The 25,812-nt window shown below is 36.4% G+C and carries 24 protein-coding genes; 14 read left to right on the top strand and 10 right to left on the bottom strand.

All coding sequences use genetic code 11. From position 1 onward, the window contains the following. Positions 1-93: 93 nt before the first annotated feature. Positions 94-423, bottom strand: coding sequence for a nitrous oxide-stimulated promoter family protein (locus A9G40_RS03825; protein ID WP_065581974.1), 330 nt, complete (start codon positions 421-423; stop codon positions 94-96). Between the two features lie 73 nt (positions 424-496). Between A9G40_RS03825 and A9G40_RS03820 the strand changes: the two genes are divergently transcribed. Continuing rightward, a complete protein-coding gene (locus A9G40_RS03820) occupies positions 497-1,327 on the top strand; it encodes a shikimate 5-dehydrogenase (protein WP_065566694.1) in 831 nt (276 codons plus the stop codon). Positions 1,328-2,262: 935 nt separating this feature from the next. Here the strand turns inward: A9G40_RS03820 and ycaO are convergent. Next, positions 2,263-4,029 carry a 30S ribosomal protein S12 methylthiotransferase accessory factor YcaO gene (gene ycaO, locus A9G40_RS03815; RefSeq protein ID WP_065581973.1) on the bottom strand — a complete coding sequence of 589 codons (1,767 nt, stop codon included), beginning with the start codon at positions 4,027-4,029 and terminating at the stop codon, positions 2,263-2,265. Between the two features lie 14 nt (positions 4,030-4,043). Here ycaO and A9G40_RS03810 point away from each other — a divergent pair, with 14 nt between their 5' ends. After that, positions 4,044-4,460 carry a DUF4282 domain-containing protein gene (locus A9G40_RS03810; protein WP_335340076.1) on the top strand — a complete coding sequence of 139 codons (417 nt, stop codon included), beginning with the start codon at positions 4,044-4,046 and terminating at the stop codon, positions 4,458-4,460. 98 nt (positions 4,461-4,558) lie between these two features. On the opposite strand, the gene tsaD is transcribed toward A9G40_RS03810, so the two are convergent. Genes tsaD through coaE form a run of 4 tightly spaced genes read right to left on the bottom strand, consistent with a single transcriptional unit; the run spans position 4,559 to position 7,189 of the window. Next, entirely contained in the window at positions 4,559-5,584 is a 1,026-nt protein-coding gene (tsaD, locus tag A9G40_RS03805; RefSeq protein ID WP_065581971.1) for a tRNA (adenosine(37)-N6)-threonylcarbamoyltransferase complex transferase subunit TsaD, read from the bottom strand. Next, entirely contained in the window at positions 5,584-5,802 is a 219-nt protein-coding gene (gene yacG, locus A9G40_RS03800) for a DNA gyrase inhibitor YacG (RefSeq protein WP_065581970.1), read from the bottom strand. The genes tsaD and yacG overlap by 1 nt, the downstream gene beginning before the upstream one ends. Positions 5,803-5,841: 39 nt before the next feature. Further along, positions 5,842-6,579, bottom strand: coding sequence for a cell division protein ZapD (locus tag A9G40_RS03795; protein WP_065581969.1), 738 nt, complete (start codon positions 6,577-6,579; stop codon positions 5,842-5,844). Positions 6,580-6,583: 4 nt separating this feature from the next. Beyond that, the gene (gene coaE / locus A9G40_RS03790; RefSeq protein ID WP_065581968.1) at positions 6,584-7,189 is read right to left on the bottom strand and encodes a dephospho-CoA kinase; all 606 of its coding nucleotides are present in this window, start codon (positions 7,187-7,189) and stop codon (positions 6,584-6,586) included. A 244-nt stretch (positions 7,190-7,433) separates the two neighbouring features. On the opposite strand from coaE, the gene lexA reads away from it, so the two are divergent. Together lexA and A9G40_RS03780 are read left to right on the top strand one after the other, a co-directional pair. Next, on the top strand, positions 7,434-8,060 hold the full coding sequence (gene lexA, locus A9G40_RS03785) for a transcriptional repressor LexA (RefSeq protein ID WP_065566699.1): 627 nt from the start codon (positions 7,434-7,436) through the stop codon (positions 8,058-8,060). A gap of 83 nt (positions 8,061-8,143) precedes the next feature. Then, positions 8,144-8,530 carry a hypothetical protein gene (locus A9G40_RS03780; protein ID WP_065581967.1) on the top strand — a complete coding sequence of 129 codons (387 nt, stop codon included), beginning with the start codon at positions 8,144-8,146 and terminating at the stop codon, positions 8,528-8,530. 425 nt (positions 8,531-8,955) lie between these two features. On the opposite strand, the gene A9G40_RS03775 is transcribed toward A9G40_RS03780, so the two are convergent. Next, positions 8,956-9,681 (bottom strand): hypothetical protein, encoded by a 726-nt coding sequence (locus A9G40_RS03775; protein WP_065581966.1) that lies wholly within the window; start codon positions 9,679-9,681, stop codon positions 8,956-8,958. A gap of 142 nt (positions 9,682-9,823) precedes the next feature. Continuing rightward, entirely contained in the window at positions 9,824-10,711 is an 888-nt protein-coding gene (locus A9G40_RS03770; protein ID WP_065581965.1) for an SDR family oxidoreductase, read from the bottom strand. 866 nt (positions 10,712-11,577) lie between these two features. On the opposite strand from A9G40_RS03770, the gene ilvG reads away from it, so the two are divergent. From ilvG to ilvA, 5 genes are all read left to right on the top strand, one after another. Continuing rightward, entirely contained in the window at positions 11,578-13,254 is a 1,677-nt protein-coding gene (gene ilvG, locus A9G40_RS03765) for an acetolactate synthase 2 catalytic subunit (RefSeq protein ID WP_065581964.1), read from the top strand. A 3-nt stretch (positions 13,255-13,257) separates the two neighbouring features. Continuing rightward, entirely contained in the window at positions 13,258-13,488 is a 231-nt protein-coding gene (ilvM, locus tag A9G40_RS03760; RefSeq protein ID WP_065581963.1) for an acetolactate synthase 2 small subunit, read from the top strand. Between the two features lie 167 nt (positions 13,489-13,655). Next, positions 13,656-14,585, top strand: coding sequence for a branched-chain amino acid transaminase (locus A9G40_RS03755; RefSeq protein ID WP_065581962.1), 930 nt, complete (start codon positions 13,656-13,658; stop codon positions 14,583-14,585). A gap of 116 nt (positions 14,586-14,701) precedes the next feature. Beyond that, the gene (gene ilvD / locus A9G40_RS03750) at positions 14,702-16,552 is read left to right on the top strand and encodes a dihydroxy-acid dehydratase (protein WP_065581961.1); all 1,851 of its coding nucleotides are present in this window, start codon (positions 14,702-14,704) and stop codon (positions 16,550-16,552) included. 1 nt (position 16,553) lies between these two features. Next, the gene (ilvA, locus tag A9G40_RS03745) at positions 16,554-18,095 is read left to right on the top strand and encodes a threonine ammonia-lyase, biosynthetic (RefSeq protein ID WP_065581960.1); all 1,542 of its coding nucleotides are present in this window, start codon (positions 16,554-16,556) and stop codon (positions 18,093-18,095) included. A 165-nt stretch (positions 18,096-18,260) separates the two neighbouring features. Here the strand turns inward: ilvA and A9G40_RS03740 are convergent, their stop codons facing one another. Then, positions 18,261-19,160 (bottom strand): endonuclease/exonuclease/phosphatase family protein, encoded by a 900-nt coding sequence (locus tag A9G40_RS03740; protein WP_081302137.1) that lies wholly within the window; start codon positions 19,158-19,160, stop codon positions 18,261-18,263. 735 nt (positions 19,161-19,895) lie between these two features. Here A9G40_RS03740 and A9G40_RS03735 point away from each other — a divergent pair. Next, positions 19,896-20,768, top strand: coding sequence for a hypothetical protein (locus A9G40_RS03735; protein WP_065581959.1), 873 nt, complete (start codon positions 19,896-19,898; stop codon positions 20,766-20,768). A 130-nt stretch (positions 20,769-20,898) separates the two neighbouring features. Here A9G40_RS03735 and A9G40_RS03730 read toward each other — a convergent pair whose 3' ends face one another. Beyond that, positions 20,899-21,825: an L-lactate dehydrogenase gene (locus tag A9G40_RS03730; protein ID WP_065581958.1), complete on the bottom strand. Its 927-nt coding sequence runs from the start codon at positions 21,823-21,825 to the stop codon at positions 20,899-20,901. 391 nt (positions 21,826-22,216) lie between these two features. Between A9G40_RS03730 and A9G40_RS03725 the strand changes: the two genes are divergently transcribed. The 4 genes from A9G40_RS03725 to A9G40_RS03710 are packed head-to-tail and all read left to right on the top strand — an operon-like array spanning position 22,217 to position 25,733. Further along, positions 22,217-23,137: a metal ABC transporter substrate-binding protein gene (locus A9G40_RS03725; RefSeq protein ID WP_065581957.1), complete on the top strand. Its 921-nt coding sequence runs from the start codon at positions 22,217-22,219 to the stop codon at positions 23,135-23,137. Beyond that, positions 23,137-24,030, top strand: a complete 894-nt coding sequence (locus A9G40_RS03720) for a manganese/iron ABC transporter ATP-binding protein (protein ID WP_065581956.1) — start codon at positions 23,137-23,139, stop codon at positions 24,028-24,030. Before A9G40_RS03725 ends, A9G40_RS03720 begins: the two co-directional genes overlap by 1 nt. Positions 24,031-24,033: 3 nt before the next feature. After that, entirely contained in the window at positions 24,034-24,900 is an 867-nt protein-coding gene (locus A9G40_RS03715; RefSeq protein ID WP_065581955.1) for a metal ABC transporter permease, read from the top strand. Beyond that, positions 24,897-25,733 (top strand): metal ABC transporter permease, encoded by an 837-nt coding sequence (locus A9G40_RS03710; protein ID WP_065581954.1) that lies wholly within the window; start codon positions 24,897-24,899, stop codon positions 25,731-25,733. The genes A9G40_RS03715 and A9G40_RS03710 overlap by 4 nt, the downstream gene beginning before the upstream one ends. Positions 25,734-25,812 lie beyond the last annotated feature (79 nt).

The raw sequence follows: 25,812 nt of genomic DNA, 5'->3' as shown, positions 1-25,812 counted from the left end.
AGAAAACTTAACACGATATGCACTATTTATATCATAATGGTTACTCTAATTGTTACTATGCGATTTACCGCATAGTAACTGTTAGCTAACAAACTACTTACTCAACAAATTTTTATAAAGATGTCGCAATGCCATGATAGGATGATAAATCATCATTCTTGGACCAGAAAACCGCATGACTTGCTTTATTTTTTGTTTATAATCTTTACGATAACAATGCTTAGGACATCGTTCACACGTCGTTTTATTCTCACCAAAACGACACATTGTTAAACGTTGCATAGCATATTGCAACAGATCGTTGCATTCATTACATAACTGATGATTTTTGCTATTATGCTGTTTATGACAATATAAATAGAGCATGGCACTCACCGTTTTTTTCTCTTGAATAATCTTTGGTCCGGTATTATTGGCAACCATAACTAAAAAACCACTGAATAAAGTGTTAAAATAAAACTAAAACATACCTTTATCATCACAAGGAATAGTAAAAATGGCAAGAATTATTAATAAAGATACCACGGTTTGTATGTCACTTTCAGCAAGGCCAAGCAATTTTGGTACTCGGTTTCATAATTATTTATATGAAAAACTTGATCTTAATTACTTATATAAAGCCTTTACTACCAATAATTTAAAAGATGCAATTTATGGCATTAAGGCCTTAGCTATTCGAGGCTGCGCCATTTCAATGCCGTATAAAGAAGCTTGTATTGAGTTTATTGATGAATTAGATGATTCGGTAAAATCGATTCAATCGGTGAATACCATTGTTAATACCAACTATCACTTAAAAGCTTATAATACAGATTATATTGCTGTTGCTAAACTTATTACAGCCAATAAAATTGATCATACTACGCCCTTTGTTTTAAAAGGTAGTGGTGGTATGGCTAACGCGGTGATTGGGGCTTTTTATGATGCAGGATTTAAAAATGGCATTATTGTTGCGCGTAACCAACTCAAAGGTGAAGCTTTAGCCAAACGATACAACTACACATGGGTAAAAAACGAGCAGGACATATTACCACAGCAAGCGAAATTAATTATTAACGTCACTCCAATTGGGATGCTTGGTGGGGTTGAAGCTGATGAATTAGCTTTTCCTCAACCCATGATAAACAACGCCGATATTGTTTTTGATGTGGTTGCATTGCCAGTTGAAACACCCATGATAAAATATGCTAGAAAACTAAATAAAATCATTATTTCTGGAGCAGATGTTGCAACAATACAGGCACTAGAACAATTTGTGCTATACACTGGCGTAACACCTTCTGCAGAACTGGTTAAACAAGCCAGTGAGTTCGCAAGACAAGCTTAATTGATATCCCCCCTAAAGGACGGGGGGATTGCTATAGCAGTTGGCAGCAAATTACCTTGGTGGTTTTCTACTATTTACCCTTTTCTTTTTATCTCAATAGGTTGAGCTAATCACTTAACGAAAACACAAATGGAAGATTTCGATTTTGCTTTTAATACTTAAATTTTAAGCCAAAAATCGTTCAGAAAACCTATTGATTTTATTGGAGTTTTTATATTCTATTTTTTTAGTTAACTCAATGTGTTGAGCAACTATCTGTAAAACTACCTGTAAACAAGACTTTTTATTCTTTCTTTTTATCCCAATAGGTTGAACTAATCACTTAGCGAAAGCACAAACGGAAGATTTCGATTTTGCTTTTAATACTTAAATTTTAAGCCAAAAATCGTTCAGAAAACCTATTGATTTTATTGGAGTTTTTATATTCTATTTTTTTAGTTAACTCAATGTGTTGAGCAACTATCTATAAAACTACCTGTAAACAAGGCTTTTTATTCTTTTCTTTTTATCCCAATTGGTTGAACTAATCACTTAACGAAAACACAAATGGAAGATTTCGATTTTGCTTTTAATACTTAAATTTTAAGCCAAAAATCGTTCAGTAAACCTATTGATTTTATTGGAGTTTTTATATTCTATTTTTTTAGTTAACTCAATGTGTTGAGCAACTATCTATAAAACTACCTGTAAACAAGGCTTTTTATTCTTTTCTTTTTATCTCAATAGGTTGAACTAATCGCTTAACGAAAGCACAAGCAGAAGATCTCGATTTGTTTTTAGTACTTAAATTTTAAGCCAAAAATTGTTCAGAAAACCTATTGATTTTATTAAAGTTTTTATTTTTCTGCTTTTTTGTTAAATCAACGAGTTAGATAAATGAACAGATAAATTTAACTATTCCACCGAATTGATTCGGTGGAATTTTAATAGCGATGCTATAACATCGCTTGATGTAATTTATGATACACGGCTAACAACTTTTGATGCATTGCAAATTGCTCTAAATTGTTATTGGCTAGTTCATCGGCTGAGACAAAATCCGCCAAGCCAAAAAATGTTTTTTCACCATTGGCATATTGCCACATTTCATCAACACAATCTTTTCCATACATTTTGCTAAATGCATTTTGGTATTGAGTAAATGCTTGAGGATCACGCTCAATCATAAAATTAACCAGTGTTTGCAAGCAACGATAGGCATGATTACGTGCTGGTGTAAATATCGAACCATTCATTTCAACCGTCCAATCAATCCATTGTTGTGCTTGCACTAAGTCTTTACCTGCCAAGGCCAGCATCGCCTTTAATTCGCCAATTCGCAATGTTAACCAAGCATTATCGCTACCCGTTGCAATGCCAAGCAGTTCACGAACGCGTGCATAATCATCAAGACCTTCATCATCAAGCTGTTCAATCATTGCCAAATACTGTTTTGTGCTAAATTTCTTATGAGGTAATGACAAAATAAGATCGCGTAGGCCAATTGCCATGTTGCTATTGGCAAGTAATAGATCTTCAGGAGGGTAAATTTCGGACATGCCAACAGCTAAAATACGACAAGCGTAAACGCCCAGATGCTCATAGTCCATGATTAGTACTTCTGTATTGTGGCGATTGAAAATAGACATTAAATTAGTGAACTCTTGATCTGTGGTACCCGAAAAATCCCAATACACAAATTCATAATCGGCTTGCTCTTTAAATAGATCCCATGAAATCAAGCCACTTGAATCGATAAAGTGTGTTTCTAAATTACTAAGATCCGCTATCTCATCATTATCAAAACTTGGCGGAGAAAACACATCAAGATCTTTTAAACTGCGCCCTTGTAATAGCTCGGTGACGGTTCGTTCAAAGGCAACCCCAAAATTAGGATGTGCACCAAATGAGGCATAACACGTTCCATTTTGCGGATTAAACAACACAACACAAATAACGGGAAATTCACCACCCAATGAGGCGTCAAAGCAATAAAGCGGAAAACCTTCACTTTCAAGTGCGCTGATGGCTGCCAAAACAGCTGGGTATCGGTTAATCACTTCGGTTGGAATTAGAGGTAAGCTAATTGCTTCGGCTATGATTTTGTTTTTGGTATAACGTTCAAAAATTTCTGATAACCCTTGCACGCGTGCTTCATTTCGAGTATTGCCCGCTGACATACCGTTAGACGCATATAAATTAGCAATTAAATTAACTGGCACATAAACCGTTTGCTTATCAGATTGTTGCTCAAATGGTAAGGCACAAATACCCCGCTCACTATGACTCGATTGTAAATCGACTAAATCGGTTGCACATAGATCATTATCAGGATCATAAAACTTCAGCAAGTTTGGGGTTAATAATCCTTTAGGTAAGGAATTATCTTCAGGAATAGAAAACCATTTTTCGGACGGATAATGCACAAAATCAGCATTTGCAGCCTTTTTACCTAAATAAAAATCTGAAAAAAAGTAATTGGTTGATAATCGCTCAAAATACTCTCCCAAGGCCGATGCTAACGCCGCTTTTTTACTTGCTCCTTTACCATTAGCAAAACAGAGTGGGCACTTTGTATTTTGAATATGTACTGACCACACATTGGGCACAGGATTGAGCCAAGAAGCTTCTTTCACGTCTAAATCATATTTTGCTAATTGTTGCTGAAAATAGTTAATGGAATCTTCAAGGGCAGCATCTTTGCCCGGAATATAAGTTTTCATAAGTTAATCTCAAAATAATTTTATGTTATAATTGTTGCGCTTTACCGCTTTCAAGAATTTATCACTTTATACGCAAATATAAAAAAATAGATTTTAAAGATCTTACCATTAAAGATTTTTTCTTCTTTAATAAAATGTTAACACCTTCTTTTATCACTATCGCGTATTGGATCGCATCAGTTCTTATTGGCATTAATGCGCTCGCTATGATATTAGATAGTTTTGCTGCATTTCCTCATAGTTTCACTATGGGTTTAGTTGCTTTTTTTACTAGCATTATTAACTTGATTGTAGGCTTTATTTTAACTCGTATTGGTTTTGAATTGATTTGTGTACTATTTAACATTAATCACAATATTCAAAAATTAGCTAACGAAAACACAGATTGCGAAAAACAAGAAGAATCGTCTAGCTCCAATACTGTTAATTAATATCATTGATTTAACTATATAGGCTAAAAAAGCGGGAACTGAGTCCCGCATTTTTTTACTTTTGTTTTAATCAACATGTTTTTAAATCAAAATATCGGTTAACCAGCATTAAGCTCGCTAATTGGCCACCTTGGTCTAACATTGATTGCTAAATCTGAATACTGCCTCGCTTTTAAATGAATCATACCCGCATAGGCAATCATAGCCCCATTATCGGTACAAAATTCGAGTCGTGGATAATAAACTTGTCCTTTACGCTGACGCATCAGCTCAGTTAACCTATTACGCAGTGTTTGATTGGCGCTTACTCCACCAGCTATCACTAAATTTTTAAATCCAGTTTGATCAAGAGCTCGCCGCGATTTAATCACTAACGTATCAACCAAAGCATCTTCAAAGGCTCTAGCAATATCGGCTTGAGTTTGCGTATCAATCATATGATTATCACTATGTTGATGAATGATATTGGCAGCGGCTGTTTTAAGACCTGAAAAACTAAAATCCAGCCCAGGACGATCGGTCATTGGCCGAGGAAAATGGAACCGATTCCCATTACCCTGCTCAGCTAATTTCGACAATTTGGCTCCTCCGGGATAATCTAAACCAAGCAATTTTGCTGTTTTATCAAAAGCTTCTCCTGCTGCATCGTCAATAGATTCACCAATAAGTTCATATTGACCAATACCTGTAACGCTAATAAGCTGTGTATGTCCGCCCGAAACTAATAATGCCACAAAGGGAAATTCGGGTGGATTATCTTCAAGCATAGGAGCTAACAAATGCCCCTCCATATGATGGACTGCAACTGCGGGGACGTCCCAAGCATAAGCCAGCGAACGCCCAATCGATGCACCAACCATTAAAGCACCAATTAAGCCTGGACCTGCTGTATAAGCCACACCATCAATATCTGCTGGCAGCAAATTTGCTTCTTTTAATGCCGCTTGAATTAAGGGTACGGTTTTACGAATATGATCGCGTGATGCAAGCTCAGGCACTACACCACCATAATCAGCATGTAACTTAATTTGCGAATAAAGCTGGTTTGCAAGCAAACCATTGGCATCATCATAAATGGCAATACCAGTTTCATCGCACGAGGTTTCAATACCTAAAATCTTCATCAATGTTTACCTGCAAAATTGGTAAGATCTTCTTCACTCCAAAGATCTTGTTCGGTGATGTCTTTATCGGCAATACGATGTTCTTCGGTTGCCCAATCGCCTAAATCAATAAGCTGGCAGCGTTTACTGCAAAATGGGCGATAAAGACTATCATTATTCCATTCCACTTTTTTTTGACAAGTTGGGCAATTAACAAATATAGCTGTATTTTTATTCATTTCGACTCTTTCTTTTTCAATAATCAGTATTTAATAGTACTAACAGCAAGCTAATTCAAATTCAAGCTCATCGGTGTTGACGTTATCGCAAACATCTAGCGATAAAAAACGAATACTAAAGCGCGACATATGACCTGATACTTGTGGATACACATTTTTATCTAACGAAATTCGAATCCGAACCAAGTTTACATCACCATTAGTCTCTTGAAAAAAATTGTTAAAACAAACAAATCGCTTAAATTCGCCCATTTGCCTAATTAGTTGCATATAGCATGTTAGAGATTTATCCAGCGTTGACAAGTGCTCTAACCAACTTTTAACTTGAATATCGCGCTTTTCTTGTGAAATTTTGAGCCACAAATGGAACGAAGGCAAATCAAAACTACAACACCCACCTGGAATCATCAAACGTTGGCGAATAGCAGTAATAAAACGATCATCTCTTAATGGCTGTCCCAAGCGTCCTATCTCATTAAATTTAGCTGAAAAACAATCAAACTGGTGGATCAATTCATTAATGAGATCATGATCAACACAATCAAAAGTTAGCCACAAAGTTAACTTTTGTTTTTGCGATTCAAGTTCTTTAGTCAAATCGCCTTTAACATCATTACGCTCAATAATTTCTAACAGTTCGGACAATGCATGAAAAAAAAGCAATGCGTTATTCTGATCAAAATGACAATGTGTATTTAATTGATTTAATAAAAATTCAATACGGAGCCAAGTACGCATTTTTTCATTTAATGGATGTTCAAAAATAATGTCATTCATCTATCTAAATCTTACCATTAAAGTTATGTAAATATTGTTGATGCAATTGATCAACTTGCACAGTTAGCGACGTAAAATTATCATCATTAACGATGATATCATCAGCATAAGATAAGCGTTTTTGCAAAGATACTTGCGATCCTATCATCTTTTTAGCTAGTGATTGACTAATATTATCCCTTTCTATTAATCGCGCCAATTGTAACGAGATTGGGGCATCGATTATTAATACGCGGTCTGCTAATGTGTGTAAATTGTTTTCAATCAATAGTGGCACAACCCAAATAACATATGTTGAATTTTGCCTAGCAATTTGTTTTTGAGTTTCTTGTTGAATTATGGGGTGCAGTAAATGATTAAGCCAAAGGCGTTCATGATCATTATTAAAAATAATCTCACGTAACTGACTGCGATCGAGTTCGCCATTGGCAAGCAAAATTTCTTGGCTAAAGTGCTTAACAATTTGGTTAAGCGCATCGCTACCAACTTGCACAACTTGCCTTGCAATAATGTCTGCATCGATAACAGGCACACCTAATTTGGCAAACAAATTGGCAATAGTACTTTTACCACTGGCAATACCGCCACTTAAAGCAACAACATAAGGCATAAAGTCAATTCCAATCCAACAAAAATATTAAGTTATTATAGCATACAAGTAGATTGATTATGTAACTCAAACCATAAGCTTGAGTTAATAATTCAATTAACAAAATTATTCACCCAAATAGCACATAATAGCTATAATTCGAAAAATTTATCCACGATTATAAAATAAATTAAATAAAACAGTTGTTTTATATCACTAGCTGTATATAATTACATATATCTGTATATAAAAACAGGAAAAAATAATGAGGCCACTAACCGCACGTCAGCAACAAATTTATGATCTAATAAAAGACAACATTCAAACCACAGGTATGCCACCAACGCGTGCCGAAATCGCTAAAAAATTAGGGTTTCGATCCGCTAATGCGGCCGAAGAACACCTTAAAGCTTTAGCTAAAAAAGGAGCTATTGAAATGATTGCAGGATCTTCACGAGGTATCCGCCTTTTGCTTGAAAGTCCTGTTGAACAAAATGATTTTGAAGGTTTACCGCTTATTGGTCAAGTTGCCGCAGGATCACCAATACTAGCGCAAGAGCATATCGAAAGCCATTACCAAGTCGATCCTTCACTGTTTAAACCTCATGCCGACTTTTTATTAAGAGTGCATGGCATGTCAATGAAAGATATCGGAATATTAGATGGTGACTTGTTAGCTGTACACAAAACTCAAGACGTTAAAAATGGTCAAATCGTTGTTGCTCGCATTGATGACGAAGTCACCGTTAAACGTTTATCTTGCAAAGGTAAGCATGTCCGTTTAATTGCCGAAAATGAAGAGTTTTCACCAATTGAAGTTGATTTAGAACAACAAAACTTTGCCATTGAAGGACTTGCTGTTGGTATCATCCGTAACGGATCATGGATGTAACAATAAACATCATTGCAAGTGTATAGATGTATAAGAAAAGTTAGTATAAAATAACAACCACACTAAAGTGTGGGGAGACAACTATGTGGCTATTTTGGTTATACGAATTTTTAGGATTTATTGCAACGCTATTACTTATTTTAGGCTACTGCCGTTTTAGAGGAATTGGATTTTGGTCTTTAATATGGAAACAATTAAAATGGGTATCTTTAGCTGTACTCATTGTTTGGTTAACCATTGCTGTGCTTTGCCGAACTGATTTATACAATGCAACTCATTGCTATTTTAGAGGTGAAAGTATGCATGCCAACACCAAATATTCTATCTTTTTGGGGGAATGCCAAGTTGAAACACCAAGCGGTAGTTATGTGCCTATCGAACGCTCTAGAGCGATACCAGGATCAAGTAGCCACGATCACGAAAGTGACGATAACAGCGGTGTTACAAATGATTTTTACCCAGTTAATTAACTGATTAACTTATAAAAATATTAAAACAATTACAAATCCAGTATCAAATTACTGGATTTTTTTATTCTAAAATAAATTAAATAATAAATGAATAAAAGCAGATATAACGCAACAGATGAACTCCCCCATGCATAGCTAAAGAATGCAATCTATTGATAGTTGCTCATATCATCCATAATACTCACTTTTTTGAGTGATTGATTCTTGTCAAAATATTAGACAATACTCGTCACTATAAATGCTATAAATACGTTATTAAGATTAAGATAATACTGCTTTTCAACTCTACCATAGCCGCCTGTTAGCGCGCTATTTTTGCTATATTCTGAATTATCTTGAAATTAGTGAAGAATTTTAAAAAGGGCTTGGTTAGCCCTTTTATGATGTATCAATTTTTACTATATTTTTATTTAATCAGAGTATATTTAATCATCTTCACAATCACTTGGTTTTACATCTACTGAAAAAACTTTATCATTATTGATATAGTAATTATGGTTAGCGCCTCGTGGAAAGACTAATCGTAGTGTCTTCATACTTGCACTATCACCACAATAAAACTCAATTAAGTTATTTTTTACCTCTTTTTGATTGCTTTCATTTTGTAATGCATCCTTAGTGATATTATTCACATTATATTTATAATTAATGGTATTATTCTCAGCTGATACATCAACTAAAGTGGTACTTGTATCAATAGTGGCCGGTAATTTTGTTTTGATCGCTTTAAGCATTAAATCTTGAGCAACGCCATAATGACCGTCTCTTACCTTATTGAGCATATCATCTTTTTCAGATTTTGTTTGTTCATACAAATCTTGAGCTTTATCAATAACTGCTGAACTAACTTGCTTAGCTTGCTCGCTTACTTTTGAACTTAATTGGCTGGTCTTATCACTAACTTGTGAGCTTAATTGCTCGGCTTTCTCTTCAATTTGCGAACCTAATTTACTAGCTTTATCACTAATTTCACTACCTAATTGCCCAGCTTTATCACTCATTTCACTGCCTAATTGCCCTGCCTTATCACTCATTTCTGAGCCTGTTTGCTCACTTTTTTGTTTAACATCATCAGTTGTTGAGTTTGAATTATCACAATTAACTAAAAAAAAGCCTAACATTGCTAGCGTAATCACTTTTAAAATTTTCATTTTATTTCCCTTTTGGTTTTCTATTTTTATATTGTGACTATAATGATTTTATACATAATAGTCTGTTGATTTTAAATCATTAATTATATAGCATTAATAGCAAAAGGACTTAAGTCCGCCCTTTTGCAGTAAAAAATATCAATTAGTTAATATGCATACCACCTGTAACGCCATAGGTTTCGCCAGTGGTATAACTTGACTCTTCCGATGCTAAATGTACATAAACACCAGCAAGTTCAACTGGCTGACCTGCTCTTTGTAATGGGGTTTGTTGACCAAACTCTGGAATGACATCACTTGGTTGACCACCACAAATTTGTAATGGAGTCCAGACAGGCCCTGGTGCCACGCTATTTACACGAATGCCCTTATGCGCTAATTGCTTAGCTAAACCACGAGTAAAAGCGATAATGGCCGTTTTGGTGGCGGCATAATCTAATAAATTACCACTCGGCTGATAAGCTTGAACGGACGAAGTAGTAATAATTGTTGAACCTGGTTTTAAATAACCCAACGCCGCTTTAGTAACCCAAAAAAGCGAAAACACATTAATTTCAAAGGTTTTCTTAATTTGCTCAGTTGTGAGATCCATAATATCTTCAACCGCAGTTTGCTTACCCGCAACCAAGGTTAAATTATCTAATCCACCTAATTGATGGTGCGCTTCATCAACTAATTTTTTGCAAAAAGCTTCATCGCTTAAATCACCAGGAATTAGCACCGCTTTACGTCCAGATGCTTGAATAACTTTGGCGACTTCTTCTGCATCTTTTTGCTCAATTGGAAGGTAGTTTATTGCCACATCAGCGCCTTCTTTAGCATAAGCAATTGCCGCTGCACGACCAATACCTGAATCGCCACCAGTAACAAGTATCTTACGTCCCTCTAAGCGCCCGTGACCTTGATAACTTTTTTCGCCACAATCTGGAGTTGGGGTCATTTCGCACTGTAAAGCTGGGGCAGCCTGTGTTTGTTTTGGGAAATTAGTATGATGATATTTGGTAAGTGGATTATAGATGTGTTTGCTCATAATTTTCTCCTAAGTTAACCATGTATTTGAAAACAAATTCAATATAACTTAAATAAAATTAATTAATGATCACAAAATCCTATTGCTAAGCATATTTTATATCTTTAAAATACCTAACTAATTCAATAAATTATATTTACCGATACTAAAAAATTAGAATATTTATTTCTTAAAGCTTAATAGTATTTCTCAATATCATTGCTCCAAACTTTTAAACTAAATGCATAAAAACAAAATGCATAAAAACTAAATGAATAAAAATTTTAGGCGACTAAATGATAAAAGGTGACTTTCCATGATTGGCTTGGTGGAGGTCAATAAAAGCATTAATACCAAAGCCATAAATGCTGCATAATCTTGCACCTGATTAAGTGTAGCAAATTACGATATATTAAGCTAGTGATAACAGGCTTAGTACAGCAAATTATTTTTATTGATAACAAATTGATTTAAATTAAATTATAATGATTTTATTATAATTAATATCGTAGCAATAGTTAACACCATCAAGAAAATGTTTTTAGCGCTTTTACTCTATCGCTGTTTTCAATACTGAAACTTTTTTATCAATTCTTCATTTCATATTACAAAAGCTAAAAAAACTGTTGCACTTTTTTTTAAAACGAGTATTTTGTTAGAAATAGTTTTTAAAAATGACCAAAAAAGTTAATTATACAACATTATGAAATTTTCACTCAAACTCGTCCTCATCAACATTATTATTGTCAGCGTGGTCATTATTCCAACGCGGGGGCGTTTTTTGAATTAAAAATATGTTCGTACATAACTCAAAAACCCCCGCTCCCCAAAAGCGGGGGTTTTTTTATGAATAACAACTGAACAAAAAAAGCACAAGTGAGGAATAAATGTTAGGAACACAGTGGATAGTAAAAACCTTAAAAGAAAAAGGCGTAACCACCGTTTTTGGGTATCCTGGTGGACAAATTATGCCTCTTTACGATGCACTTTATGATGGCGGCATTGAACATGTACTGTGTCGGCATGAGCAAGGAGCTGCTATGGCCGCCATTGGCTATGCGCGTGCAACTGGCAAAATCGGGGTTTGCATCGCTACATCGGGACCTGGTGCAACTAACATCATTACAGGCCTTGCTGATGCCTTAATTGATTCGGTTCCTGTTGTTGCTATAACAGGACAAGTACCGACCAAATTAATTGGCACCGATGCCTTTCAAGAAGTTGATGTTTTAGGATTATCGCTAGCCTGCACCAAGCACAGTTACTTAATTGACGACGCCAAAGACTTACCAAATACCTTAGAACAGGCGTTTAATTTAGCCTGCTCAGGCAGGCCTGGGCCAATATTGATTGATATTCCCAAAGATATACAGCTTGCCAACCTTGACTATCAACAATATTTAACACCATACTCATTAAAAACCACTCAAGATAAAACTCAACTATACCCAATCTGGCCTAGTGATATAAAACACGCTAAAGAAATGATTGTCCAAGCCAAAAAGCCAGTACTTTACATTGGTGGCGGTGTTGGGCTGTCTGGTGCAATATCTGAGCTAAGAGACTTTATGACGTTTACACAAATCCCAAGTGTATCAACATTAAAAGGGCTTGGTGTTGCGGATATTAATAATCCTTATTATTTAGGATTAATTGGTATGCACGGAGCTAAAGCGGCGAACTTAGCAGTGCAAGAGTGCGATTTATTAATTGCCCTAGGCGTTCGATTTGATGACAGGGTGACTGGTAATCTTAATGAATTTGCGCGGCATGCTAAAGTGCTTCATATCGATATTGATCAAGCCGAAATCAATAAATTACGCCAAAGCCACTTAGGATTACAAGGTGACATAAAGCAGGTATTACCATTGCTTAATCAAAGCGTATCGATACAGGCTTGGCACCAAAAGATTGAAGAACTAAAAGCTCAACACCCAACTCGTTACGATCACCCAGGTGAAGCTATTTACGCCCCAACATTATTAAAAATGATTTCGGAACGTAAATTGGCCAACACCATTATCACAACAGATGTTGGGCAACACCAAATGTGGACAGCCCAGCATATGCGTTTTAATCATCCACAAAACTTTATTACATCAAGTGGGCTTGGCACAATGGGCTTTGGTTTACCTGCGGCAGTTGGCGCACAAATGGCAAGACCAACTGATTGTGTGATTTGCGTATCAGGTGATGGATCTTTTATGATGAATGTCCAAGAATTAACCACGATTAAACGTAAAAAATTACCAATAAAAATTGTATTAATTGATAACCAACGCTTAGGCATGGTTCGCCAGTGGCAAGAGTTATTTTTTAACGAAAGATATAGTGAAACCAATTTATCAGACAATCCAGACTTTTTAATGTTAGCCAAAGCGTTTGACATACCGGGGCAAAGTATCAGTAAAAAATCACAAATCAATACAGCACTTGATAACTTGTTCAATTCAACCGGTGCTTACCTTTTGCATGTATGCATAGACGAATTAGAAAACGTATGGCCTTTAGTACCACCAGGAGCGGCTAACGAAAACATGTTAGATAAAAGTGGTAAGGAGTAAGTGATGAACGAACAAATACAACATCAATTGACCATAAAAGCTTATGACAAATTGGGATCGCTTGAGCGTATATTACGGGTGCTCCGTCATCGTGGTGGGCACATTACATCAATGCAAATGCAAACTATTGAAAATAACCTATTGATTCTAAACATCACTTTAACAACTGAAAGATGGCTTTCGACATTACAAAAGCAAGTCGAAAAATTAGAGGATGTGATAACGATTGAATAAAAGCTTTCAACAACAACTTATTACTAAACAATAAGTTAAAATAAAGTAGCAAACATTTTAGCCGTTAAATAAACAAAAAAGTATAGTATAATGCTTGACCGTTAAAGCAAAAATATCTAAAGCAAAATACATGCTTATCAAATAGTAAAATTGAAGAGGAAAACACAATGAGTTCGACAACAAAATCTGATTATATTTGGTTAAATGGTGAAATGGTTCCATGGGCAGACGCCAAAGTACATGTGATGTCGCATGCCTTACATTATGGTACATCGGTATTTGAAGGTGTTCGTTGTTATAATACACATAAAGGACCTGCAATATTTCGTCATAAAGAACACGCACAAAGATTATTAAATTCAGCCAAAATTTATCGTTTTCCTGTTCCTTATTCACTTGAAGAAATCATGGAAGCGACTCGCCAAGTCATCAAGAAAAACAATTTAGAAAGCGCTTACATTCGCCCACTCGTATTTATTGGTGATGTAGGCATGGGCGTTAACCCACCTGCTGGCTATAAAACTGATGTTATGATTGCCGCATTTCCATGGGGCGCCTATTTAGGTGAAGAAGCATTAGATCAAGGTATTGATGCTATGGTATCTTCTTGGAATCGTGTTGCATCAAATACCATTCCAGCAGCCGCTAAAGCAGGTGGTAACTATTTATCATCATTATTAATCGGCTCAGAAGCGCGCGCTAATGGCTTCCAAGAAGGTATTGCATTAGATGTGCATGGTCACTTATCTGAGGGGGCTGGTGAAAACCTATTTATTATTAAAGACGGTATTTTATATACGCCTGTTTTATCATCTTCAGCACTACCGGGTATTACGCGCGACGCGGTATTAACGCTAGCACGTGATATTGGTATTGAAGTTCGCGAACAAATACTATCACGTGAATCACTTTATCTAGCCGACGAAGTGTTTATGACAGGTACTGCTGCCGAAATCACCCCTGTGCGCAGTGTTGACCGCATTCAAATTGGCATTGGTCGTTGTGGTCCAATTACCAAACAAATTCAACAAGCATTTTTTGGGTTATTTAATGGTAGCACTGAAGATAAATACGGTTGGTTAGATCCAATTAAATAAACTATAAAAACAAAATCCGCCAATTCATTTGGCGGATAGCTGTTAACTTGATGATAGATTTTAAAGAACTATAAACCGTTACACACGGTTACTTGCATAAAAATTGGGAGCAAGAAATGCCTAAATATCGTTCAGCAACCTCGGTCGAAGGTCGAAATATGGCTGGCGCCCGCGCATTATGGCGTGCAACTGGCGTTAAAAATGAAGACTTTGGTAAACCCATCATTGCGGTGGTTAACTCATTCACACAATTTGTACCTGGGCATGTCCATTTAAAAGATATTGGACAACTGGTCGCCAAGCAAATTGAAGCATCTGGTGGCATTGCCAAAGAATTTAATACTATTGCCGTTGATGATGGCATCGCTATGGGGCATGGTGGGATGCTTTACTCCTTACCATCACGGGAACTGATTGCTGATTCAGTGGAATATATGGTTAACGCACATTGTGCTGACGCCATGATCTGCATTTCAAACTGCGACAAAATCACGCCGGGTATGTTAATGGCCTCACTTCGCTTAAATATTCCAACGGTATTTGTATCAGGTGGACCAATGGAGGCTGGTAAAACCAAATTATCTGACCAAATCATCAAATTAGACTTAGTCGATGCCATGATCCAAAGTGCCAATCCCAATGTTAGCGATGAGGATAGCAAAGCCATTGAAGAGTCAGCCTGCCCTACCTGTGGCTCTTGCTCCGGCATGTTTACCGCCAATTCCATGAACTGCTTAACCGAAGCTTTAGGGCTTTCACTACCTGGTAATGGCTCGCTGGTTGCGACACACAAACAACGTGAGCAACTCTTTTTAAACGCAGCTAAACGTATTGTTGAAATCACCAAACGTTATTATGAACAAGATGATGAATCTTATCTTCCTCGTTCCATTGCCACCAAAGCCGCATACGAAAACGCCATGTCACTTGACATAGCCATGGGCGGTTCAACCAATACAGTATTACATTTATTGGCAACTGCGCAAGAAGGCGAAATTGACTTTACCATGTCTGACATTGACAGACTATCACGCAAAGTCCCTCACTTATGTAAAGTGGCACCAAGCACGCAATTATATCATATGGAAGATGTGCACCGTGCGGGTGGCGTTGTAGCTATTATGTCAGAATTAAACAAAGCCGGGTTACTCAACCGTAATGTTCATAATGTACTTGGGCTTTCGTTAGAGGAAACTTTTGCTAAATATGACATCACACAAACCACCGATGAATCCATAAAAAAAATGTATCGTAGTGGACCTGCTGGCATTCGAACCACCAAAGCATTTTCACAAGATTGCTACTGGGATACGCTTGATGATGATCGCCAAAATGGTTGCATTCGTAACAAAGCGCATGCCTATAGCCAAGATGGCGGGCTTGCCACACTCTATGGTAACGTTGCGCTTGATGGCGCTATTGTAAAAACCGCAGGGGTTGCCGCTGAAAATCTCATTTTTAAAGGACCAGCAAAAGTGTTTGAAAGCCAAGAAGACGCCGTCGATGCGATTTTAGGTGGCAAAGTCGTAGCTGGCGATGTGGTTGTCATTATTTACGAAGGTCCAAAAGGGGGACCTGGTATGCAAGAAATGCTCTACCCAACAAGCTACTTAAAATCAATGGGGCTTGGCAAATCCTGTGCACTAATTACCGATGGCAGATTTTCGGGTGGTTCATCGGGCTTATCCATTGGTCATATCTCGCCAGAAGCGGCAAATGGTGGATTAATCGCTCTGGTACGAGATGGCGACATGATTGATATTGATATCCCAAATCGCAAATTAGTATTAGATGTGCCTGCTGATGAACTTGAGCGCCGTCGCGTAGCCGAACTTGCCCGTGGCGACAAAGCCTTTACTCCGCATAACCGCAATCGCTATGTATCATACGCGCTTAAAGCTTACGCCAGTTTAGCGACGAGTGCCGATAAAGGCGCTGTTCGTGATAAAAGCAAACTAGGGGGTTAATATGAAACAACACAACAACAAGCTCACTGGTGCCGATTACTTAAAAGCAACACTATGTAGCGCCGTATACGATGTGGCCGATGTCACGCCTCTTGAAAAAATGGAAAAAATCTCAACCAGATTAAAAAACCAAATTTTTGTAAAACGAGAAGATCGCCAATTAGTCCACAGCTTTAAAATTCGTGGCGCCCAAGCCATGATAGCTAGCCTGAGCGAAGAAGAACGCCAATGCGGTGTTATTGCTGCATCAGCAGGTAATCATGCTCAAGGCGTTGCATTTTCGGCAAGTAAGCTTGGTATAAATTCATTAATCGTAATGCCATTAACCACCGCCGATATAAAAGTCGAGGCCGTTAAAAGTTTTGGTGGTGAAGTACTCCTTTATGGTGCCAATTTTGACGAAGCCAAAACCAAAGCAATGGAGCTTGCCAACCAACAAAACCGCATTTTTATTCCACCATTTGATCATCCACTCGTCATTGCAGGACAAGGCAGTATAGCCATGGAGTTATTACAACAAAATGCTAAACTTGATCGCATCTTTGTACCTGTTGGCGGTGGAGGGCTTGCTGCTGGTATTGCGGTATTAATTAAACAAATCATGCCAACAATAAAAGTCATCGCCGTTGAGCCAGCCGATGCCGCTTGCTTAAAGGCCGCACTTGATGCAGGTAAGCCCGTTGATTTAAGACGTGTTGGGCTATTTGCTGAAGGTGTCGCTGTTAAACGAATTGGCGATGAAACATTTAGACTTTGTCAACAATATATTGATGACATCATCACCGTTGATAGTGATGAAATTTGCGCTGCTGTTAAAGACTTATTTGATGACGTGCGGGCAATCGCCGAGCCCTCTGGCGCTGTGGCTCTTGCTGGTTTAAAAAAATATGTAGATCAACATAACATCTGTGGTGAAAACCTTGCGCATATACTATCTGGTGCTAATTTAAACTTCCACAATTTACGTTATGTATCAGAGCGTTGTGAGCTAGGTGAAAAACGAGAAGCGCTTTTCGCAGTCACCATTCCCGAAAAGAAAGGCAGTTTTTTAAAATTTTGCCAATTACTAGGTGGGCGGGTGGTAACCGAATTTAATTACCGCTATCACGATGACCAATCGGCTTGTGTTTTTGTTGGTGTAAAAATTGCCCAAAGCAATGAAAAGGACGAAATCATACAAGAATTAACTGCAGCAAATTATGCCGTTGTAGATTTAACCGAAGATGAGATGGCAAAACTACATGTGCGCTACATGATTGGTGGCAAACCTTGCAAGCCTATTCAAGAGCAAGTTTACAGTTTTGAATTTCCAGAATCACAAGGTGCATTACTTAAATTTTTACAAATGCTAGGTACCAATTGGAATATCTCAATGTTCCATTATCGTAGCCATGGCACCGATTACGGACGTGTGCTTGCTGCATTCGAAATCGACGAATCAACCATTAACCAATTCAATCAACACCTAGCCGAGCTGGGTTATGGCTTTCACAACGAAACGCATAATCCATCACTTAAGCTATTTTTGATCAATCAAGATTAAAATCAATAATCACTATCCCCCCATCAGGTCGGATAGTGATTTAGCCAAAGCTATTCGCTAAAATAAAGGCAAAACAACTAAGCTCGTTATTGTTCAATAAGCAAAAATAAGATAGCTAAAAAACGGCACTATATTAAAAAGTTTTATGTTAAGGTTAATGTAAAACTAATTATTTTTTATAATCATTTGTACTGGGTAGTGATCAGAATAGTTATCGGTAAACTCATCTTTTAACACTTTTACATCCATGACATCATTTTTAAGCATTGGTGAAATATAAATATAATCATAGCGTAATGGTGTTGATGCTTGATCATAAAACACTTTAGTTGGCGCGGTAGCAACAAAATTTTTATTTTTTAACTTCAAAGCATCAATAAACCCAGCATCTAAAAGATTTTGCTGAACGGTATAACTTAACTGACCATCAACTAGGTTTTCTAAAATTGGGCGCTTTTTTTGTTTTTCTTTTATATCTTCAAGCAAATTACTTTTGTCATATTCGGTTTTATCCGCAGGTGAAAATGAATTTAAATCTCCCGCTATAATCCATTTGCCATGAGGATCATGGCTATATTTTATTGAATCAATAATAAGATTTATTTCATCTATTCTTTTTGCTGTCCAAAATGGGTTCATATGCGTAACAACAAAATGATATTTGCCAATATCAGCATATAAAGCACCATGCCACATATTATCAATCACTTTATTTACATTAATAATTGGGTATTTTGATGTAATTGCAACAGGGAAAAATGCAGCATCCTTGGGGGATTCTTTCAATAATACAGCATATTTATGTCCATAACTGGCAGCAAATTTCTCAAGCTTTTCACGAGTAAAAAAATTCATTTCTTGCCAAGCAATAATATCGGCATCTTGTGCTTTTGCCCATTGAATAAACTTTTGTTTTCCTTCTGATTGATCTAATTGCATGCCATTATAGGCATTATAGCTAATCATCTTTAATTGTTTTACATCATCAAGTGCAGCAAAAGCCGTTGAAGTACTGAGCATTATACCACTTATAATCGCGGCAAATTTTAATTTACTTTTATTCATAACAATATTCCTTCCTTTTCTTTACCTATTCAATAGATATTATATTGATTTAGTATCCAACAAATCTTTTTTTATAATTTATGTGATATGGGTCATATAATTTATCGAAATAATTGCTATATAGCGGCTAGCAGCTTTTTACTTGCTTAATGTTAATTAATAGCACCGCTACTTTTTTGCTAAGATTTATAAAGGTTAGACGCTTTAGAAATAAGCATATTTTTGTATTTAAAAACAGTTCAGAAAACCCATTGATTTTATTGAATTTTTTCTTGGTGTTTTTAACGTGATTTTTATCCATAGTACTAAAGTTAACTTCTTGATTAAAAATCGTTTTTATTGCTATTACAAAAGCCTTTAACTAAAGGAGCATAATTCAATCGCCACCTTACTACAGGATGCTTTACTTGCTTGACTTAAACTCACTTTATATTACTTTTTGCAAACTTAGGGTATTTTATCAATACTCAACGTTAGGGTTAGGTACATATGGAATACCCATTGCCATCATTCCAGCGAGAATCAACACCACTTTCCGCTAGGCTTACCATAATATGCTGCTTACATTGAAAGCACCACTTGCCCAATGTCAATCAATGGTTATACGTTATACACTGCTTGCAATTGCTTTTATTAACGCTATATTATGCAAGTCATTGATATAATCAATATTAAAATAAGAAAAACCGTGTAATATCCTGCGGGTAAAAAAATTAACTTGGAAAACCGTTTGCCATGCAAAAATTAATATTGTTATTAGCACTATTGTTATTTAACTGGTTTAATGCTCATTATTCTTTAGCCGATACCCAAAAAGCATCATCTCAATATAAACATAGAGAGCACTTTGATACTTTTGATGATTTTTACCAAAGTTTACCCATCTTAACCTTACCATTTGATACTCATGCTTTGGCGAAAGATAAATTTGTAGATAGCAAGTTTTTTCATTTTAATGACGAAGATTATCGTTATTATGATAATTCTTCTGATAAGGAACGACGTTATTTTACTTTAGAAAAGCTTACCGCTATTGGACGCTTTGAAATTGATAATATTCGATTTGTGATCTATCGCTTTACCTTTGATAGTGAAGGTGAAGGAATTATGGAAGATTTGACTATATTAAATGCTTTTGATGAAAATGGAAAATATTTAGATGAGCTTATTTTAACTGGGAAAACTGGGCATGAAGATCATATGTTTTTGTATTCGGCTTTAGCTCTCGATAATTTATTTCATGTCTATATAAAAAGCCATTATTCATTGCCGTATTTTATTGATGTTAAGGATAATAATTATCATCGTGAAAAAGATATAAATTTAACTTACCAGTTTAAAAACAATCAATTTTGGCGAGAAGAACATGCGCCAAACTGCCAAACCCTTGACCTTAAAAACTATTTAAACCAACTTATAAAAACACAGCTTGCAGATATTGCTGATGTTGCAGCGTTTAATGATTATATTGCTTGTTATCCAGTATCCGAAAACCTGGATACCTATAAAAAGATTGCTCACTATATTAGAAATACTCATTATCACTTTTTAAGTGATGCTGAATACTACAAACTTGAAAACCAACTTAACATCATCTTAAAAGATTAGTCATTATGATCTAAATCTATTTATTTTATGATCACAATTCCCTCCTATTCGTGGCGTGAATGAGAATTTCGCTACGAATGGATGACGATAAGCAAGTACTCTAATTGAGCAATAATAAAAATAAGTGCTGCTACGGTAATTTGATATGATCAATATACCCTTTTACAATATTGATACTTTTTTCAAAGAGTTGTTTTTCGTTGTCAGTAAAATCAAGTTCAATGACTTTTTTTATTCCATGCTGATCTAAAATAGCAGGCACACCAATAGCGACATTTTTATAACCATATTCTCCATTTAAAACACAGCTAAGTGCTAATGCACGGTGGCTATTAGTGAATATGTGCTGGCAAATTTCGGTGATGGTGCTAGCAATACCATATTCAGTACAGTGCTTTCGGTTAGCAATTTCAAACCCCATTTTTCTTGCTTGCGTTCCTATTGCTGCAAAATCAATTTTATTTTTTTCTAGATGATTAAGGTTTATTCCATAAACGGATGAATGTGACCAGACCGGAAATTGTGAATCACCATGTTCACCAACAATAAATGCGTCGATGCTTTGCGGACCAATATCCATTTGTTCGCCCAATAAGCGACGCAATCGCACCGTATCAAGCCACACCCCAGTGCCAATCACGCGGTGGCGTGGTAAGCCAGAGAGTTTCCAAACTTGATAGGTTATGGCATCACAAGGGTTAGTCGCAATGACAAAAATACCTTTAAAGCCGTTTTTCATCATATTAGGCACGATACTGGCAACAATTTTGGAGGTGCCAGCGAGTTCTTCGGATCGACTTTTTTGCGCAATGCCTGATGTAACAGTAATAATTGCGATATCAATATCAGCACAATCCGTTGATTCACGCAAACTCACTTTAACCATATTTTGTCGATAAGCCGCAGCATCTAACAAATCTTGCGCATGCCCATAGGCTAACTCTTTATTGAGATCAACAAGCGCAATTTCTTCACAAATGCCTCGGTTAACAAAGGTATAAGCAGTGGTTGAGCCCACATTCCCCACACCGATAATCATCACTTTACGTAATTTCATACTAACCCCTCGCTTGATTTTAAAAATAAGGTAAGGTATAACAACAAAGGTTCTTTTAATAATATACCTTTCGATATGTTCAATAAAGCAACATTGTTGTGATTTAATCAATTATATCTTTTGCTCTAGCTATTATTTAAATAGATGGAAGTATCTACTATTTAATTAAGTTTTATATAGAATAAACTAATAATATAGTTCTATAAGTAATCAATGACGATAAGTACTGTGGATTTTTTAAAAATTTGACTTCCATTTGTTAATGATAATAATTATCATTAATGTTTGTTTTGTAATACAACTAATTCAAATACTAAAAATGCTCTTGATTTACGAATCACTTTTACAAAATTAGACAATTTTATTATTTGTTAATCCCAAGGAGTCGCTAATGAAGTTCAAGTTATCGAAAAAACAGACAACATTATTAAAGGTTGTTTTAACTTCATTTATCGCTTTGCTCACTCTGTCTAAATCGGCTCACGCAGAAGAAAAAAAATTCAAAGCGGTTACCACCTTTACTGTGATTCAAGATATCGCGCAAAATATCGCTGGGGATGCAGCTATAGTTGAATCTATTACCAAAGTAGGGGCTGAAATCCATGAATACGATCCCACACCTCAAGATATTACCAAAGTGCTTTCAGCCGATTTAGTTTTATGGAATGGGTTAAATTTAGAACTATGGTTTAAGCGTTTTTTTGAAGATGTAAAACATGTTCCGTCAGTTATCGTCACTGAGGGCATTGAGCCCATGCCAATTCAAGAAGGTAGTTATAAAGGGAATCCAAACCCTCATGCTTGGATGTCACCGACGCTTGCATTAACCTATATTGAAAATATTCGTGCTGCGTTTGTTAAATATGACCCTAAAAATGCAGAAATTTATAATAAAAATGCTGCCAATTATATTGCCAAAATTAAAGCACTTGATGCCCCACTGCGTGAACGTTTAGCGAAGATCCCTGAAAGCAAACGTTGGTTGGTGACAAGTGAAGGCGCGTTTAGTTATTTAGCCAGAGATTATCATTTGAAAGAGGCTTACTTATGGCCAATTAATGCAGAACAACAAGGCACACCAAAGCAAGTTAAAAACCTGATCGATCTTGTACGAAAAAATAGTATTCCTGTTATATTTAGTGAAAGCACCATTTCCGACAAACCCGCCAAACAAGTGAGTAAAGAGACTGGCGCTAAATATGGCGGAGTTTTATATGTTGATTCACTTTCCACACAAAATGGTCCCGTGCCAACTTATATTGATTTGTTAAAAGTGACTGTTGAAACTATCGCTAAAGGATTCGAACAATAATGACTCAAATTTGCTTAAATGTTGATGATATCACCGTGACTTATAATAATGGTCACACTGCAATTTATGATGCCAGTTTTTGCTTAAATGGCGGTACTATCTGTGCTTTAGTCGGCGTTAATGGTAGTGGCAAGTCGACTTTATTTAAAAGTATTATGGGAATGGTTCGCCCAACCCGAGGTAAGGTAACTTTTAATGATATCCCCGTAAAACAAGCCTTAAAGCAAAATATTATTGCCTATGTGCCACAAACCGAAGAAGTTGATTGGGATTTTCCTGTGTTAGTTTCTGACGTGGTGATGATGGGACGATACGGCCATATGTCTTTTTTACGTATTCCAAGTAAAGAAGACCAAAAGCAAGTCAATATGGCACTTGAAAAAGTTAATATGTTGGATTTTAAACATCGGCAAATTGGCGAACTTTCTGGCGGACAAAAAAAACGCGTTTTTTTAGCGCGCGCCTTAGCGCAACAAGGCAAAGTACTATTGCTAGACGAGCCTTTTACTGGCGTTGATGTTAAAACTGAAAATGCCATTATTGATCTTTTGAAAGATCTGCGTAAAGAAGGTCATTTAATTTTAGTTTCAACCCATAACTTAGGTAGTGTGCCTGAATTTTGTGATCAAGTGGTATTAATTAACCAAACTGTTTTGGCTTTTGGTCCAACGAAAACCACTTTTACACCACAAAATTTAATGACCACTTTTGGTGGTGCATTGCGTTATCTTAGCTTGTCAGGCGATAAATTGCATGAAGATGAAGATCCTCGTAAAGTATCGATCTTAACCGACGATGAACGTGCTGCAATTTTTTACGGGGAAGGTAAGCATGATTCACCCCATCGAGATTTGCTGGTTGACCCTCACGATAATGAACCAAAAGGGCAATAATAAATGGAACTGTTACTTGAACCATTCACCTACGGTTTTATGTTAAAAGCAATTTGGGTAAGTAGTATTGTCGGTGCTGCCTGTGCTTTTTTATCGGCTTTTTTAATGTTAAAAGGTTGGTCACTGATGGGCGATGCGCTTTCGCATTCTGTCGTGCCAGGTGTTGCTGGCGCATATGCACTGTGCTTGCCTTATTCAATTGGCGCCTTTTTTACTGGTTTACTTGCTGCGCTCGCCATTACTTTAGTTCGTGCCTTTACGCGATTAAAAGAAGACGCCATTATTGGCTTTATTTTTTCAACTTTTTTTGCGATTGGATTATTAATTATTTCGCTCAACCCAACCTCGGTTAATGCTCAAACCATTATATTTGGAAATATCCTTGGGATTGATGATAATGATATGTGGCAAGTCCAAATTATTATCTTAATTTCATTTATCTTATTACTGTTTTTTTGGAAAGATTTGTTAGTGGTTTTTTTTGATGAAACCCATGCCCGATCCATTGGATTAAAACCACTACCGTTAAAAATCCTATTTTTTACCATTTTAAGCGCCTGTACCGTTGCAGCACTACAAACAGTTGGAGCGATTTTAGTAATTGCTATGGTTGTTACACCTGGTGCAACCGCTTACTTATTGACTAATCGATTTTCGCACTTATTGATTATTTCAGTTTTAATTGGCGCTATAACAAGTGCTATTGGCGCTTGGATCAGTTACTTTTTAAATGGCGAAACTGGTGGCGTTATTGTGACATTGCAAACGCTAATCTTTATTGCTGCCTTTTTATTTGCACCAAAGCAAGGGTTAATTGTGAATCGCTTTAGGATACACCAAAGCCGTTTAAATAAAAGGAGGCAGGTATGACAGAGTTTTGGGAATATATCTATTATCCGCTTACTCTTCCTCTTATTCAGCGCGCAATTTTCGCTTCGTTAGCAACCGGTATTGTGTGTGCCCTACTATCTTGTTTTTTAGTGTTAAAAGGCTGGTCGTTAATGGGCGATGCGGTTTCGCATGCAGTTTTACCTGGCATTGTGCTAGCCTATTTAGCTGGCATTCCCATCATCATAGGCGCTTTTGCTTCGGGCTTGTTTTGCTCGGTTGCAACAGGTTACATTAAGGAAAATAGCCGAATAAAAGAAGATACCGTCATGGGTATTGTCTTTTCAGGCATGTTTGCCTTTGGATTAGTGCTTTTTTCAAAAGTAGATACTTCACAACATTTAAATCATATCTTATTTGGTAATGTGCTTGGTACGAGTTATGACGAACTTAAACAAATTATTTTCATTGCCGTTATAGTATCAATTTTAGTTATTATTAAACGTCGTGATCTCATGCTTTACTGCTTCGATCCTGTGCAAGCCAAAGTTGTTGGGCTGCCCGTTAAGCTACTGCATTATGGTTTATTGAGTGTGTTGGCTTTAACTATTGTAGGATCGCTGAAAGTGGCTGGAATGATTTTAGTGATTGCGATGCTAATCGCTCCAGGCATAATTGCTTTTTCGCTAACAAAACGCTTTGAACGAATGTTAATGGTTGCCGTATTGGTTTCGGCATTTTCAACTGTTATGGGTACTTTAATAAGCTATTATGCTAATGCGTCAACCAGTGCCTGCATTGTTATTTTACAAGCAACTATCTTTTTGATTGCTCAAATTTATCAGTTTATTGCTAGCAAAAAAACTCACCGTTAACCGTGTTTCTAAAGTGGTTGTTTTAACAAAAAATAACAGCGTAAAATATATCTTTTATATTTTTTACGCTGCTCCTAAT

Origin of the sequence: Gilliamella sp. Nev3-1, assembly GCF_001690435.1 — a bacterium.
Taxonomy (GTDB): Bacteria; Pseudomonadota; Gammaproteobacteria; order Enterobacterales; family Orbaceae; genus Gilliamella; species Gilliamella apicola_C.
Note: the sequence above shows the minus strand (reverse complement) of the source record. Positions and strands in the feature narration are given on the sequence as shown.

Bases quoted from the DNA above. Each gene is read 5' to 3' on its own strand.
- A9G40_RS03825 (WP_065581974.1), bottom strand. From the start codon at position 423: ATGGTTGCCAATAATACCGGACCAAAGATTATTCAAGAGAAAAAAACG.
- A9G40_RS03820 (WP_065566694.1), top strand. From the start codon at position 497: ATGGCAAGAATTATTAATAAAGATACCACGGTTTGTATGTCACTTTCA.
- ycaO (WP_065581973.1), bottom strand. From the start codon at position 4,029: ATGAAAACTTATATTCCGGGCAAAGATGCTGCCCTTGAAGATTCCATT.
- tsaD (WP_065581971.1), bottom strand. From the start codon at position 5,584: ATGAAGATTTTAGGTATTGAAACCTCGTGCGATGAAACTGGTATTGCC.
- yacG (WP_065581970.1), bottom strand. From the start codon at position 5,802: ATGAATAAAAATACAGCTATATTTGTTAATTGCCCAACTTGTCAAAAA.
- A9G40_RS03795 (WP_065581969.1), bottom strand. From the start codon at position 6,579: ATGAATGACATTATTTTTGAACATCCATTAAATGAAAAAATGCGTACT.
- coaE (WP_065581968.1), bottom strand. From the start codon at position 7,189: ATGCCTTATGTTGTTGCTTTAAGTGGCGGTATTGCCAGTGGTAAAAGT.
- lexA (WP_065566699.1), top strand. From the start codon at position 7,434: ATGAGGCCACTAACCGCACGTCAGCAACAAATTTATGATCTAATAAAA.
- A9G40_RS03780 (WP_065581967.1), top strand. From the start codon at position 8,144: ATGTGGCTATTTTGGTTATACGAATTTTTAGGATTTATTGCAACGCTA.
- A9G40_RS03775 (WP_065581966.1), bottom strand. From the start codon at position 9,681: ATGAAAATTTTAAAAGTGATTACGCTAGCAATGTTAGGCTTTTTTTTA.
- A9G40_RS03770 (WP_065581965.1), bottom strand. From the start codon at position 10,711: ATGAGCAAACACATCTATAATCCACTTACCAAATATCATCATACTAAT.
- ilvG (WP_065581964.1), top strand. From the start codon at position 11,578: ATGTTAGGAACACAGTGGATAGTAAAAACCTTAAAAGAAAAAGGCGTA.
- ilvM (WP_065581963.1), top strand. From the start codon at position 13,258: ATGAACGAACAAATACAACATCAATTGACCATAAAAGCTTATGACAAA.
- A9G40_RS03755 (WP_065581962.1), top strand. From the start codon at position 13,656: ATGAGTTCGACAACAAAATCTGATTATATTTGGTTAAATGGTGAAATG.
- ilvD (WP_065581961.1), top strand. From the start codon at position 14,702: ATGCCTAAATATCGTTCAGCAACCTCGGTCGAAGGTCGAAATATGGCT.
- ilvA (WP_065581960.1), top strand. From the start codon at position 16,554: ATGAAACAACACAACAACAAGCTCACTGGTGCCGATTACTTAAAAGCA.
- A9G40_RS03740 (WP_081302137.1), bottom strand. From the start codon at position 19,160: ATGAATAAAAGTAAATTAAAATTTGCCGCGATTATAAGTGGTATAATG.
- A9G40_RS03735 (WP_065581959.1), top strand. From the start codon at position 19,896: ATGCAAAAATTAATATTGTTATTAGCACTATTGTTATTTAACTGGTTT.
- A9G40_RS03730 (WP_065581958.1), bottom strand. From the start codon at position 21,825: ATGAAATTACGTAAAGTGATGATTATCGGTGTGGGGAATGTGGGCTCA.
- A9G40_RS03725 (WP_065581957.1), top strand. From the start codon at position 22,217: ATGAAGTTCAAGTTATCGAAAAAACAGACAACATTATTAAAGGTTGTT.
- A9G40_RS03720 (WP_065581956.1), top strand. From the start codon at position 23,137: ATGACTCAAATTTGCTTAAATGTTGATGATATCACCGTGACTTATAAT.
- A9G40_RS03715 (WP_065581955.1), top strand. From the start codon at position 24,034: ATGGAACTGTTACTTGAACCATTCACCTACGGTTTTATGTTAAAAGCA.
- A9G40_RS03710 (WP_065581954.1), top strand. From the start codon at position 24,897: ATGACAGAGTTTTGGGAATATATCTATTATCCGCTTACTCTTCCTCTT.